This is a genomic window from Candidatus Nitrosocosmicus oleophilus (assembly GCF_000802205.1).
GTDB classification, from domain to species: domain Archaea; phylum Thermoproteota; class Nitrososphaeria; order Nitrososphaerales; family Nitrososphaeraceae; genus Nitrosocosmicus; species Nitrosocosmicus oleophilus.
The window spans coordinates 656045-669864 of sequence record NZ_CP012850.1 but is presented as its reverse complement, the minus strand read 5'-3'; the positions used below and the strand labels follow the sequence as shown (position 1 = coordinate 669864).

15 protein-coding genes are annotated in these 13820 nt (G+C 32.9%); 7 read left to right on the top strand and 8 right to left on the bottom strand.

What is annotated here, in order from left to right:
- Nucleotides 1-313: 313 nt before the first annotated feature.
- Nucleotides 314-766 (top strand): hypothetical protein, encoded by a 453-nt coding sequence (locus NMY3_RS03215; RefSeq protein ID WP_196817508.1) that lies wholly within the window; start codon nt 314-316, stop codon nt 764-766.
- Nucleotides 767-1029: 263 nt separating this feature from the next.
- A complete protein-coding gene (locus NMY3_RS03210; protein ID WP_196817507.1) occupies nt 1030-1305 on the top strand; it encodes a hypothetical protein in 276 nt (91 codons plus the stop codon).
- Between the two features lie 426 nt (nt 1306-1731).
- Here NMY3_RS03210 and NMY3_RS03205 read toward each other — a convergent pair whose 3' ends face one another.
- The gene (locus NMY3_RS03205; protein ID WP_196817506.1) at nt 1732-1950 is read right to left on the bottom strand and encodes a hypothetical protein; all 219 of its coding nucleotides are present in this window, start codon (nt 1948-1950) and stop codon (nt 1732-1734) included.
- Nucleotides 1951-2661: 711 nt separating this feature from the next.
- Between NMY3_RS03205 and NMY3_RS03200 the strand changes: the two genes are divergently transcribed.
- On the top strand, nt 2662-3108 hold the full coding sequence (locus NMY3_RS03200) for a hypothetical protein (RefSeq protein WP_196817505.1): 447 nt from the start codon (nt 2662-2664) through the stop codon (nt 3106-3108).
- Nucleotides 3109-3292: 184 nt separating this feature from the next.
- Here the strand turns inward: NMY3_RS03200 and NMY3_RS03195 are convergent, their stop codons facing one another.
- Complete coding sequence (locus NMY3_RS03195) at nt 3293-3547, bottom strand: hypothetical protein (protein WP_196817504.1); 255 nt, start codon at nt 3545-3547, stop codon at nt 3293-3295.
- Nucleotides 3548-4101: 554 nt separating this feature from the next.
- Between NMY3_RS03195 and NMY3_RS03190 the strand changes: the two genes are divergently transcribed.
- Both NMY3_RS03190 and NMY3_RS03185 read left to right on the top strand, forming a co-directional pair.
- Nucleotides 4102-5331, top strand: coding sequence for a hypothetical protein (locus NMY3_RS03190; protein WP_196817503.1), 1230 nt, complete (start codon nt 4102-4104; stop codon nt 5329-5331).
- A gap of 925 nt (nt 5332-6256) precedes the next feature.
- Nucleotides 6257-7240: a hypothetical protein gene (locus NMY3_RS03185; RefSeq protein WP_231100208.1), complete on the top strand. Its 984-nt coding sequence runs from the start codon at nt 6257-6259 to the stop codon at nt 7238-7240.
- Nucleotides 7241-7466: 226 nt separating this feature from the next.
- Here the strand turns inward: NMY3_RS03185 and NMY3_RS03180 are convergent, their stop codons facing one another.
- The 3 genes from NMY3_RS03180 to NMY3_RS03170 all read right to left on the bottom strand — a co-directional run bounded on the left by NMY3_RS03180 (nt 7467) and on the right by NMY3_RS03170 (nt 10250).
- The gene (locus tag NMY3_RS03180; RefSeq protein ID WP_196817501.1) at nt 7467-8630 is read right to left on the bottom strand and encodes a response regulator; all 1164 of its coding nucleotides are present in this window, start codon (nt 8628-8630) and stop codon (nt 7467-7469) included.
- A 267-nt stretch (nt 8631-8897) separates the two neighbouring features.
- A complete protein-coding gene (locus tag NMY3_RS03175) occupies nt 8898-9764 on the bottom strand; it encodes a hypothetical protein (RefSeq protein WP_196817487.1) in 867 nt (288 codons plus the stop codon).
- 198 nt (nt 9765-9962) lie between these two features.
- Nucleotides 9963-10250, bottom strand: coding sequence for a hypothetical protein (locus NMY3_RS03170; protein ID WP_231100207.1), 288 nt, complete (start codon nt 10248-10250; stop codon nt 9963-9965).
- A 242-nt stretch (nt 10251-10492) separates the two neighbouring features.
- Between NMY3_RS03170 and NMY3_RS16855 the strand changes: the two genes are divergently transcribed.
- Nucleotides 10493-10627 (top strand): hypothetical protein, encoded by a 135-nt coding sequence (locus NMY3_RS16855; RefSeq protein ID WP_257720002.1) that lies wholly within the window; start codon nt 10493-10495, stop codon nt 10625-10627.
- 99 nt (nt 10628-10726) lie between these two features.
- On the top strand, nt 10727-10921 hold the full coding sequence (locus tag NMY3_RS03165) for a hypothetical protein (protein ID WP_196817499.1): 195 nt from the start codon (nt 10727-10729) through the stop codon (nt 10919-10921).
- Between the two features lie 220 nt (nt 10922-11141).
- On the opposite strand, the gene NMY3_RS03160 is transcribed toward NMY3_RS03165, so the two are convergent.
- From NMY3_RS03160 to NMY3_RS03150, 3 genes are all read right to left on the bottom strand, one after another.
- Nucleotides 11142-11723: a hypothetical protein gene (locus NMY3_RS03160; protein ID WP_196817498.1), complete on the bottom strand. Its 582-nt coding sequence runs from the start codon at nt 11721-11723 to the stop codon at nt 11142-11144.
- 252 nt (nt 11724-11975) lie between these two features.
- A complete protein-coding gene (locus NMY3_RS03155) occupies nt 11976-12551 on the bottom strand; it encodes a DUF99 family protein (RefSeq protein ID WP_196817497.1) in 576 nt (191 codons plus the stop codon).
- A 924-nt stretch (nt 12552-13475) separates the two neighbouring features.
- Nucleotides 13476-13733, bottom strand: a complete 258-nt coding sequence (locus NMY3_RS03150; protein WP_196817496.1) for a hypothetical protein — start codon at nt 13731-13733, stop codon at nt 13476-13478.
- Between the last annotated feature and the right edge of the window lie 87 nt (nt 13734-13820).

Here is a 13820-nt window from a genome sequence, read left to right as displayed (position 1 = left end):
CAATGTTTTCTAAATTATGTTATGTGCTGTGATTATGAAATGCCAATAGAAGAGGAACAGGAGAAAACTATAGAAAAAGATAAGAAAATAATTCAACAACAATCAGAATTTAGAAAGGTAGAAGTAAACCCAATAGCTGCCTAAATTTTTGAAATTTTTTTATTTTGATGTAGTATTATACGATAATACATAGCATCATGCTATAGAACCCTACTAGTTTAGGATTTTATAACTTAATTCTAAAACTGCTAGAATATTAGAGTATTGCACCTAGTTAGCAATCTCCATATATTTTTTCTATTGTATGACTTGTATGAATAAAACAAATATTCACAACAAAAACCAAAACAAAAAACTCCTAGTAGCATCAATCGCAATGGTGGTCGCATTAGCTCTTTTCGCAAGTCCCATCGTGGCTATGGATGATGCCTTCGCAACCAAAAAGAAAAAAGGAAATCATGCTGAGCAATCAATATCTCAGTCACAAGCCTCAGTACAGAACGCATTGTGTGCTTCTGGTGGAACTACCTTCCTCTCATGTAACAATGTTAGCTTCCAACACCAAAAGAACAGTGGTAACAATGCATTAGCACAAGACGATGATGACGACAACGGTGGAAACTCTGCAGACCAAAGCATCAGTCAATCTCAATCCTCTAGCCAAAACAGCCAAGTAGTATCTGGTGGAGATACAATAGGTTCTGGTAACAACATCAACGTCCAAAGTCAAGAGAACTCTGGCAGCAACGCAGCAGCACAGAGCTAAACCATCTCTACTCATTTTTTGAATTTATAGTTTCAGTTTAATTTAAGATTAATCTAAGTAAATTTAATTATCTCATAGAACCCCACTACCGCAAGGAACTTAAATCCCACGGATAAGAACTATTACTGTATAAGAATATCCATTTGATTAAACTAGTTAAAGTTATTCCAGAAGATGCATTTTCATACATAGATTATTGAATATCATATTCCTAAATAACTATTAATCAAAATCTTTATTTTTAGTCTTGTGTCTACTTCAAAGTGTTTGAAGATAGGGATATCGCTGGAATTGATGCAACAGTAATTGCAGGTATATTGATTTTGGCGGGTTTGACCACTATTAATCCTACCATATCTGAACAACTAAGAATTTCTGAAGCGTTTGCTATAACATGGGAGATGATTTTACCATTTGCAATTTCAGCAGTATTCGCATTGGCTGGACGCGTAAAGATTGCCAAAATTCTTACTGCTGCTGGTTTTATACTCCTTATCGTATTATTATTCGCAGTATGGCAAGAAACTTACGTAAGATAAAACTCAATTTAAAGATCCATGCGAAGATATTACAAAGATGTAACTAAATAAATGATAATTAGATTTGCATAATTGTAGATTGCATTCAAATTTTCTATTAACGTTAGGACCCCACTCCACTAGGAACTTAATCCCCACAGCTAAAAACCCTTACTAGTTAGGCATAGTAGGTTATTTCAGTTTAAATAAGAAATATTTTACTTGTCTATCTGAGTCTCTGCTAATTCAAAATCAAACATATCATTTTAAGTATAGCCCAACCCTGTTTCGTTCATAGATCAGCCGCCTTGGATTTGAATGTTTGATTTGCTTTCTTATGTTGTTACCACGATAAGAAAACTCATATCGAAATTAGTTGGTCGATTAAGTTGTTAGTTTAAGATGTAGTGGATGTTTGATAAATCACGAGTGTCATCATCACCTTCATCATTTATTTCCTGTGTTCCAAGGAGTTATAATGGAGGAAATAATTTCCTTTGTAGTGGTATTAGAAACTTGAGCTAAACTTCCTTCAAGATTTACTATTTGTGACTCGCTTATATTCAGATTGCCTTGAGCATATACACTTGATATCCATCCTACAGATGTAAGCAATAGAAGAAGAATTAGGGGCGAAGATCCTGAAAGAACCAATTTATTGTGCATTATGTATCCACATAAATAATGCTATCTACAGAGGTATTTAATTATTTCAAATAATTGGGTTTTTCTTACATAGTTAAATTTTACTATACAATATCTCGTTGTTATAAAAATCTATGATGTCGAATGTCAAATTGTATTATTTTACCAGTGTACAGTCATTTAATATTATTAATTTTTCAGATCAATTTTTTATATTTAACCTACATTCAAAAATTTTCTTTTTACCTTTAATTGCTTAGGACGAAATGATAGATAAGAATAGGTCTTATATGGATTCAAAAATTCTTTAGTATACTAGATAAAAGAGGTATATTGATATCAGATAAATTAACCACATGCCATTTTCACAGGTCTATAATATATTGATTTGAATCCATGACTACCTGACATGTGAACAAATCCCAAACCCTTCTATGGATCAAAAAGTTTTATTTGATGACTCCACGATTATACGGTATGGATTCGAGTCCCCAACTTCATCTGGTTTTGTATCGTTCTTGTCCCTTAAGAAAAAAATATTACTCTATTTAGGTATAACAGGTCGAATGTTATTATCCCACTTTTTACATTGGATCGGACTTATATATCTAAGAATCATGAACCCTGTAGATTATTGTATAGATATAAGATAGATAGTAAAAAAGAAGATCTTTTTTCTGCTAGAAAACTTGCAACTGATGAAATAGTTTGGTATATACTATTTTCTAACATATGAGACTTGGATCAACTGTATTGGCTGTTGCTTTGATACTATTTGGTCTCTTGGCTATATACAGTTTATCGATATCAGATCTGTTATCCAAGGTTAATTCCTTTGCTTACAACGATCATGAAAAACCCGAAATACACTACTATGCAGATAGAATGTCTACCCCCCAGGAACCAATAGATAATACTCTGGTAGAAATCGTAAAGAGTTTTAAGAATTCTTCTGGATTTTACAAAATAAATGGAACTTTAGAAAATCAAGGTGCAATAATTCTTTCAAATATCCAAGTTATAAAATATTATAAAGTTCCTTCAGTGAATGATACTACTTTGATATGCTATGAACAAAATATTGTAAATTGCCAGTACAAGTTAAATGATCCTCAGTTACCTTCCAAAGGTTTTTTCTTAATGATGCCGCCAGCACCACCAGAAATAAACATCAATTAGACTTGATGACTCTATCATTTCATAAAAAAATGAGATTGTATGCTTTATAGATTAACATATCTATCTTAAAGTCTAATAAATATGCTAGATTAGTTGCCTAATCCTCCTCACATAAAATTCTGTATCCTGCTTTTCTACAAAGGAGTTTAGTAAATTGGATTAGCGCTTACACCAACACAGGTTATTAGTTTATTGGTGTGGCCTTTATTTTTTTATTCCAGTACATTGGCACTTCTTGTGTTTCATATTCTCTTACTCTTACTATCTCCTTTGGATCATTCACTGAATTGCGATTTAACATACTGATCTTGCTATCTATTCCTCTATAACTATCATCAAAGTCTCTGAATACTTCGTATCTATCATAGAGTTCTTTCCTAGGAACCTGATTAAAAAAACTGTTAAACCGATAATATGGTAATATTTTATTATTATGCATTTGAAATACTCTCCTAATATAGTAATACATATAATGATATATAAATGATTTAAGGAATTAGTAACAAACAAAGATCTAATTATTTGAAGACAATATAGCAGTTACATTTTCATGAACTATTAATCCTAAAGTTTAATACGTAATAATGTTATAACACGAGTTTTAGAATTTGTTAGCAATCCTAAAGTACGGTCCTCATTTATTGGGTTTATATCGCAAACATTTTGATTTTAATATCTTCAAAATACGATGACATAAATATATTGATTATCTTATCTTTTTTAATATTAGGGTTTCGAATTCCTCTCTTGGTTACGAAGTTTTCCCAAATAATACGCAAATCCGCATAAAGGCAACACCTTAAACCAAATATAACAATTGGGCGCCGCATTGGTTGCTGTTCTTTTTATGATCTTCCATAAATTGAAACAAGTTAGTCAGGCTAGTTAGGTTTCAAGCAGGAGCATAGTGGATTCAGATCCCGAAGTTCGGATAATTAATGTGCTTAAAACATGCGAATTGTTGACAAAAACCTTATCTATGTATGATTTTATTTGGTGTATAAAGGGTTACTCAATACGGACTTGCAATTACAAAAATACTCATTCATAACTTTTGCTTCAGTTAGTATTATTTTTGTGTTGTTATCGATATTAAACCCCTGTTCGCCCTTTCATGAGGCTTTTGCTGCACCGCCTGCGTTTGATCAAGTCTTAATTTATGATAAAAATATCAGCAATCAGAAAAACGACTGGGTTCAAACTTATGGTAATGATAGTGCTAATTTAAGGTCCGACCATGCAGACCTACTGGCAGTGGATTATTTTAGTGATGGAAAAACCCTAGATATTACATTTTGGGTGAAATCAAATTCGGAAAATGCTTCTGCATACGATCAACCTTTCAAAAAGATCAGGTATGGTGTGCTTATTGCCATTGTTTCCTTGCCTCAAAATTCAGGATATAACGGAGCCAATTTCAACTATTATGTTGAAGCAGCTAATGGAAAATGGAGTGAATATCTTTACCAGTTATCATCAACAGGTACTTCTGCACTTATAGCATCCAAGACAAACTATACTGATCTTTTCAGTAATCCCAAAATAGGGCCAGGGTATGTCAAACTGCGATTGAACCTGGATTCCATAAATTCCCCAAGCAATTACGGCTTATCTTTTTATACAGCAGAGTCCTTCAAGTCAAGCGAAGTAAGGGATTTCACAAGCTGGGTTGCTGTTCCTCCACCTGTCATAGACATATTAACACATCCCGAGAGTATAGTCATAAGACAAGGAGAAAAGAAAATAGTACCGACTGAGATAGAGACGCCCCTCTCTAGTAATGTTACTAGTATAGCTTTTGAATATGGCACTAATTTCAGCTCTAATGGCTTAAGTGTATCTGCCCAAAGAATCCAGCCCCCACTATTTGAGGTAGAGGTTTCTCCACAATCACCAGTAGGTGTGTATACTGTACCGTTTGAGGCCTCAATGCTAGTGCAAACAACATCGTCGACATCGCCTATGTTTAATGACACAGTAACTGAAATTGTGGACCCAGAGTTTCAAGTGTCCAAAAAATATCCAACTACCGGCGATATAATAGGTAAAGGTAATTTAACAATAGAGGTACTACCGCCACTAACTGTTAATGAGGAATTTATGGCCTTTTGGAATACATACGGGACTGCAATAGTGATTCTCGGCAGTGGGACAGCTGGAGTCTTTGCGACATTTTTTATTGATTATTTAAAAAATCTGAAAAGCAAAAGGAAACACAAATAGACACAAATCCATTAGTAACCTAACTCGAGGGGACCATAATATCTGGATGATTTGCTGAATGCAACCGCAACTATTTCAAATAGCACAGTAACGTGTAATATTGATTTTGGTAGTGGTATTGCTCCAAGCACCTTAGGTCTTTCATAAATTAACTAAACCTACAGCGAATCTTTTTCCATTTCTTTTTTTAAAATTAATTTGCTCTAATGTCCTATAACACTATCATCTGTGAATGATATATAATCAATATCTTGAACTATATAAGGAAATAAAACTTGAACTTGTACTATAACCCAATCTTGTTCGTCATTTAACCAAATTATATTACCAAACTTCTCTGTTCCTTTTCAATTATTTTCGGGTTTGGGTTATATTCAACCTTGAATCGTATCCCCACGGGCTCGGACCTTGATTAGTCGTGATTGAAAGAGTAGGAGGCTTTTTTGTTGGAACCCACCTCCGAAAGACGTAGATTCGAGTCCCACTCATTTAATATGAGAAAAAGTTTAACACTGGCCGTTCTTCTGGAATTCAAAATCCTGAAAAGAAGACTGTAATACCATCACGGCTGCGGATAACGCTTTGGTAGAATTTAGTGCAAAGTTTCCTGGAAAATCTCCACCTAGTGCCGGGTAAATATCCCACCAAATACCAATACAGACATGGATATCCTATGAGCCGAAGTTCCAACGGCTGCCTCTCGATATCCTGGTACCATTCATGACTTTGTAACGTTGAATGCTATTGCTGGTACACCCGCTGCAAGCGAAGGAATTGATAATGCTTCTCGGTGTTAAAACAGGTATTGTCCGAATAGTAAATCATTTATTTTGGTTTCTTAACATTAATTATCAAGGATTTGTTATAGGGAGTACATAATTGCCTTAAAACACGAAGTTTTTATCAAATGGGATGTTAATCCACAATGGTGGATGATTCAACATTTAAACAATTGAAGGAGTCGAACCATTATTTTCCTGAGGTTACGGAAGTAATTTATGATTCTGATAAAATGTTAGAAATGGGATCAATCGCGCTTAAAAGTATTGTTCGTGGATTTGATATAGTATGGGATAGGTTAATGTTTACTTTTGTATGGAAATACTTTAAAGATGGTATAATGCTTGCTGAAAATCAAGCTAGAGATAAAGGAATTAAGTTTAGATTAATTGTAGAAATTACGAAAGAAAATGTTGACTTAATAAATTCAATTAAATACTATGATATAAGGCATATTGAAAATCTACGAGGCAACTTTGCAATTTTTGATAATAGAGCATATATGGTTCAAATTTTTCATGATGAAAAAGAACAACCCGATCAAGCATTGTTTAGTAACGTAAAAGAATTGGTGGCTAAGCAAGAGAAATTATTTGAGAAATTATGGGATATTGCCATCCCATTAGCTTTGAGAGTCAAAGAGATAGAATATGAAGAAAAATCAGATTACCAAAAAACAATCACTAATTTCGAAGATGTTCAGTCCGAAATAGTTTTTATCATCGAGCAATGCAAGAAAGATCTATTAATATTTTCATCAATCAAAATCCTTAGCTCTATACTGAATAGAAATAACTTTATTAATAAAATTGAACCATTACTAAAAAAAGAAGTCAATATTAAAATTTTAACTGATGGTATTGACAAATATTTCGTAAAACAATTTGAATTGATTAATGGGATGAATAGAAACTACTACCCGATACAATTAGGTTATACCAACAAACTAGGTAACTTTCATGAGTTGGTTATAACAAATGATAGTAAATATATGTTACAGGTAAAATATGATCTAGAAAACAGGCTGGTGGCATCATTCTCAAATTCAGAACACATGATTTATGTTCAAGAAATCCTATTTGAAAAATATTGGAATGAAATTAAAAGCCTCGAGATTACAAATAGATAATGATCATAACCTTTTGAACTGGATATATCGAGAAAATAAAGTACTATACATAAATAGAAATAAAAGTCTAAATTATAAGTAAAAGAATGTATAATTTACAAGTACTTATCACCTCTATGATCCTATAGACAAGAGCGTAAATTTGACTGATACTGTAAATTAAACTGTATAATTGTTTTGCAATGAACTTTTCTTATTCGTAACTAGCGGCAATAAATCCCATAGGTTAAACTTTTATTGTTGATTTTATTTTTAATATGAAATCTTCTGCTTCGATAGGCTTTCTTACTATCTCTTTCATATCTATACCAGGCATTGAACCTACTAATTCAGGTACAATGTCCAGTGCTGATACTAGCAGAATTTTCGCATGGGGATCTATGGCTTTAAATCTATAATATAGCTGAATACCATTTATTCCAGGCATTCGAATATCCATTACGATCATGTCATAAAAGTAAGGTCCTTTTCGGATAACATGTTCCAGAGCTTCAGTTGCATCTGAAAAAGCCTTGACGATATAACCTTGACTATTTAAAATAGTATGAAACGTGTAAAGAATATCTTTGTCATCGTCTATTAAGAGAATATTAATAGATGTTTTGTCGGTAACTTTTGCCAAATTGTTCTTATTTATTGTATTTTGTGTTTCTCTGTAATCAAGTATAGACTTTTTTCTTTGAATTTTATCAAGTATATTCACAGAATAAAAATAATTAAAATTTACATCGAATTTTACATTATTATAGGAGTTATTTTGTATATTTACCTTATTTACGGTGTAGTTGTTGATGAATTGAGATTTACTAGATCTATTATACAGTTTTTTTCCAATACACCACTCTCTTGATGATACAAAATTATTCAATTTTGAACATTCGTTAACAACCGATCCAAATAGGTCGACTTCATTAGAATTATCTGACATCGCTACCTCTACCTCTCCGTAATCCATACAGATTCTGTAATTGATAGGTTGTAAATCGTTCTCACGTAATTGACTATCCAATTTACTACTGGATGAAAGCATTCTCATCCCACATTCAAATACGTCATGAAAAGCAGATTCATTGGTCTCATTACAAGTTTTTGGAAAATAGAAAAACAGACTATCCCCAATAGTTTTGATAACCTTCCCATTGCAACTATTGATTACAGATGACATTGTATTAAGAAATAGCGAATAATATTTTCTCAATTTATTTGGACTAGATATTTTTGATGTTTCGTTAGTAGAATTAACAATATCAATTATTCCAATACAATATTGCTGCGTATAATTAATGAATTTCATTTGACCCTTATTATCGATAGGATTATCGGGTCTAGAGACAACATAATTAGAGCCATTTTCATCACATTCATCATGGTTAAAATCTAAAACTTGCACTTGACTACATATCCTAATATTAATGGTGTACTACAGCTATATATTGTTATGCTTTGGCAATATTTAACAATAACAAATCTAAAAATTGTTTTCTTTTTCTTTTCGTATATCCTATTCTGCATCAATATGTGATACTAAAATTCATCTCGTCTTATGATTTAGACTCTATAACTGAAAATTTTATTTTTTATGAAAGTTAATGCTTTTTGTTGTTGGAACCCACGTCTGAAAGACGTAGATTCGAGTCCCAAACTTCGTCTATGTTTGTTATGTATCCATAGTAGCGTTCAATTCCACATTAAATGTACCACTATATCCGCCATCGGACTTGGATATGTTAAGGATTAAGTGATTTCCTGTATTATTTTTTATCAAACCATCAGTAGAAGGCCCAGTATAAATAAAATCTTGTTCATTTGTCATGGGGACAGGTCCATGGTCATTGTACGGAGGTTGTAAATGTACTTGTTCATTTATTGAATTAGGAAGATACAATTGAGAAGTCCATTCAAAGATTTTCTCTGGACCTTCAAAATCTCTAACTTTCAAGTGAATATGTATAGCTCTGTTTTCATACCATCCTGGATAAATTGTTTGAAATTTCACTGTTCCATTTTCATTAGTAATTTGGTTTCCCCGAAGGTAATCCAGTCCTTGAGTACCATCTTCTCTAACTCCAGAATATAGTCCTTGAGAATTTGCTTCCCAGATATCCACTATGGCACCACTAAAAGGAACACAAGTTTCTTTTCCATTTCCATCGCTGTCATCAACTCTATAGACATTGATAGTTATGTTCAAAGGAATTCCTTCTTGAATTGAGCCATCGGATGGTTCCACTCGGAGGTCAGAACGGTTGGGCATGCTATCAACAAAATATGGACCTTCAATCTGTTGAGGTGTACCTTCCACTTCGATTAATGAAGGAGTTATAATACATGTTTTGTTTGTCGATGTGGCTTTTTGTTGTTGAGGTAGTTCTTCAAATGGTGGTGTAGAAGTAGGTGGCAATCGTTCAGGAGAAGGGCTAATTTGAGCAAAAGATTGTTGATGTATTATAGTATTAATATCAAGAGGTATAGTAAATATAAAGGCAATAGTTAAAAGTAACATCAATTTTTCGTAAATCTTCATTTCACCTATGTATTTTTTATAGTATTTATAATAGATAGTTTTTTTTGTCTCAGACTGTTTATTGAATGACTAAAACATACTCTAATACTTTCAATATTGTTAAACAATCAATTTATAATTAGAGTATGGCTTCAAATCAGCTTAATTCAGTCATTATTCTAGGTATATACTTACTTATCAATCACATGTAATTCATGACTATCTGATATCCTTTTTTGATTCTAGAATACTAAGAATTTTTTCTACTTTCCCCTCTACATCGGATACACGTAATTCAAGGTCCTTAATGGTAGTTAGGTTAACCGAATTATGCAATGAAGGTGCTAGTTCATTTAGTTTATCTTGTATCTCCTTTATAGCTTTTTTATTTTCTACCTCATCATTAAGCACCGATGACCCAGAAGAACCAGATTCGGTGTCTGTGTGGTAATTCATAACATGATTTATAGTAAAAATGATATAAGGATTTTTGTGGATGAGTGACAATATTACCTTCCATAAATTATGAACTTAAACTACACGATGTATCAGAGGATATACAATACTAGTCGTATGGTAAAAACCCATGACTACCTGACATGTAAACAAATCCCAAACCCTTCTATGGATCAAAAAGTTTTATTTGATGACTCCACGATTATACGGTATGGATTCGAGTCCCACTCCCGGCGCCTCAAATGTGGGTTCCTCCTATATTGTTATATATCAAAAGAGCAAATTTTTATTAGTTGAATCATTCCGGTAACACCGATCAATTATACGAGAATCCAAGAGAATCACTCTCCGATCTGGAAAGAAAAATTGATTCGATTACCAAGACTCTTTCAAGACCTTATTTTAATAAAATATTAAAGAAGAATTAATTGACCTAAAGAATATCAAGATAGAGGAACTGGAACAGGTCATAAGAGAATCAACTCAACTCGTCCCTGCTGACAAATTAAAGGATAAAGCTCTGAAAGATGGGGGGAAATAAAGAGCCTAAAAATAAGGAGATGTCATGTAAGGTTATTTTGCCATTCGTTCCTCTACGCAGGGATATGGCTTCCAATAACCGTGTATCTACACCTAATCTAGAAATAATTTTGGACGGCTTTGTTAATCTCGATACTGGGAAAACATCTGGTTGGAGTTGGGAGATCAAACCTGGTGATTAGTATACAGGAGGACATGGTTATTCTAATAAAGTTGTTGCTTATAACATAACGATAAGTCATTTGCTTGAGAATCTTTTACTGTTGTTTTAATCTATCATAGATAAAATGGGGGTATTCAATCTATATCACCATTTTCTCAAATTAGTCAAGCAAGCATTATTGATCAGGCATTGGATTTAGAAATACTTGAATTTTGATTTACTTCTTCCCTAAAAGGTGCCTATTGTTCCAAATCCATCTTGATTTCTCTAAGCCTAATTATATCTTTCTCAAGTTCCTGCTTTTCTTTCCCAAGTTCTGAAATATGTTTATTGAGCCAGACAACAGTTTCTTGCTTATCTGCTATATTGCTTTGGATCTCTATCATATATGCGATTTCTTCCCTGCTTAATCCTTCTTCTTTTATTCTATTAAACAAATGAAGAAACAAGGGAAGATCTTTTACTAAACTGTGATATAAATTAACCAGTTTATGCAGATGATTTAGTCTAAGATAGTCCTTATAGTAATACAAGACAGTGTCTGCTTCTAAATCAAGTGTAATTACGACTTCAGTTAATGATTTCTTTTCTCTAAAAAGTTGAAAAGCTTGAGCATAAATAGATAATTTGCTTAATCTCTCCTTTTCTTTCTCCGCTTCGTTACTTTCAGAATTACTTTCGCCAGTAAATTTTTTTATTATTTCACCTATATCTTTCAAAGATATGTGTACAATTTTTGCGATCTCTCTTGTTGTCTTTCCTTCCCGAGCGAGTTTGATAACTAGTTCTTCCTTTTCCTTTCTGCTTAATAACAACGTCATGACAAACAGATAATATATAATTAAATTTACAAATAAAAAGATCTGATTCCTTTGATTCTCTTGATTTCTTTCGTTTGGTTTATGTTGTGTGGTAGTAAGGAACAGTTAAGGTTACACCCTACCCATATCAGTTTAGATTATTTAAAAATCGCTTTGCGTATTCATATTCCATTTGAAAATAATTCTAACGAGCAACCTAATTAGAAGAGTATGTGGTTACCTCCTCTAAGCCATACATCAGCCGAGTTCAGATTATTTGTTTCGCATACATGCACGTGCGGCAAGTTTTGCTATTCTAATCGGCTCAGGAATTGAACCTTGGAGCGTAAAGAAATTAACGATCTTGGATGCTTCTTCAGAACTGATTCCCCAGTATCGTACGAACAAGATCTTACCAGTCCTTAACAGAATTGCGTCTCGCTTACCTAGTTTACGATATTGTTCTAATTTCATCTTCATCTCAGAGTCACTGGAAAAATGATGATTTATTGCACCTTCTAGTCCTTCAGAGTCTTTGAAAGTTATTGCTATAACTGGAACACTAGTGCTCTTTTCAAGTTCTTCACCGTCTATAATATTGTACATGCTTATTACAAGACCATCAAGCATTATGCAATTGATGTCGTTTCTCCTCAATGACCTATACATAGACAAGATATTTTGTGTCGAATCATTTCCTTCTATCGTAACATTTCCAAAAACCATGCCGTCAATTACCAGATCACGGCGCATTACTATTCCTGTAAGTGTGGAACAAGTACTAGTTTTTGTGAAGCTTTCGGCTATCCCTAAAACACGTAAACCTTTTTTCTCTATGTGAAACCTCATTCCAGCTCCCCTTCTTTTTTTGAAAATGCAACATCATACCCATGGGTGGTATTCATATATACATTATAGAGCTCTACGCAGAAATGTCTAACTCTCATATGAAGTGCAGTGTCTCAAGCCATTGATTGAATTCCTGTCCATACCTTTGTAGTGTTTTAACTTGTTCATTTGACAGCGTTAGGTGCAACTAATACTCGCATACAGGTAAATTTAGTTGAACTTAAGATTAATGCACAGGTCAACGTTGTTGAGGAAAAGCCTGTAATTATTTATTCTTATTGATTTACTGATATACTGAAATTTGAATTATCTTAAAACTTTCATTATTACTATCAAGAGTATTTCTATTTCTGTTCTGGATTTGCTTTTCATAGTTACCGTCATGTTGTTGATGTTTGTTTCCATTTATTGATCAAAATTAACAAAAAGACCGAATGAAATTTAAGCCTGATTTCTTGTACCCCTTCTTACATTTTTTTATGTTTTAACAAATTCGTAGAGTAGACCTTTTTGGGAATCATAATATTAACTATAAATTAGTTGTATATATATGAAATCTAGTTAAAGAATATAAAATTTTTAAGTTAAAAAAACAAGGATTGTAACAGTCTCCCCATTGAAGATAATATTATAACTTAAAGAAGCATTATTTCTTTATCGATTACCGGAAATAAAATGCCACATGCAGATTACATTAGAATCCTACTACCACTGGGACCCTAATCCCCACGCGTCCAAACTCACTGTTCTTTTATCTGGTAATGATTATCAATTCAGATCGTATTTTGTATAGGCTTGTTATCATCTACTGCTCAGAAAGAATATGACAATCAATAAAAAACTATTATACTTCTAGAATTTGAGAGGCATCAAAATAATAGTTAAAGATAAATAAAATCCTTTATAGATTTTGATCCAAGTATTCTATTTTAAGAATGCACCTAATGCATCGGTTGCTCTCTGTGTTAATGAGGAGTCAGATGAGGTAGAATTATCGGATGCTGATTCTGACATATTATCTGTTCTCTGACTATTGTCATTTCCCGTGAGTAACTTTGTTGCATGATCTTTAAGACTGGACAGGTCTTGGGCTAATGCCATCTGGCCCAATGAAATGCTTGTTAACGAGGCTGTCAACACAAATGACAGCACAAAACTTGTAAAAACAAAAATTTTCTTCATTTATTTCAAATTGTAATGTTCATAATATTATATAATGGGTATAAGATTGTGGCTCGTTGGTAGTAAGGAACCTTCGATTGTAATGGA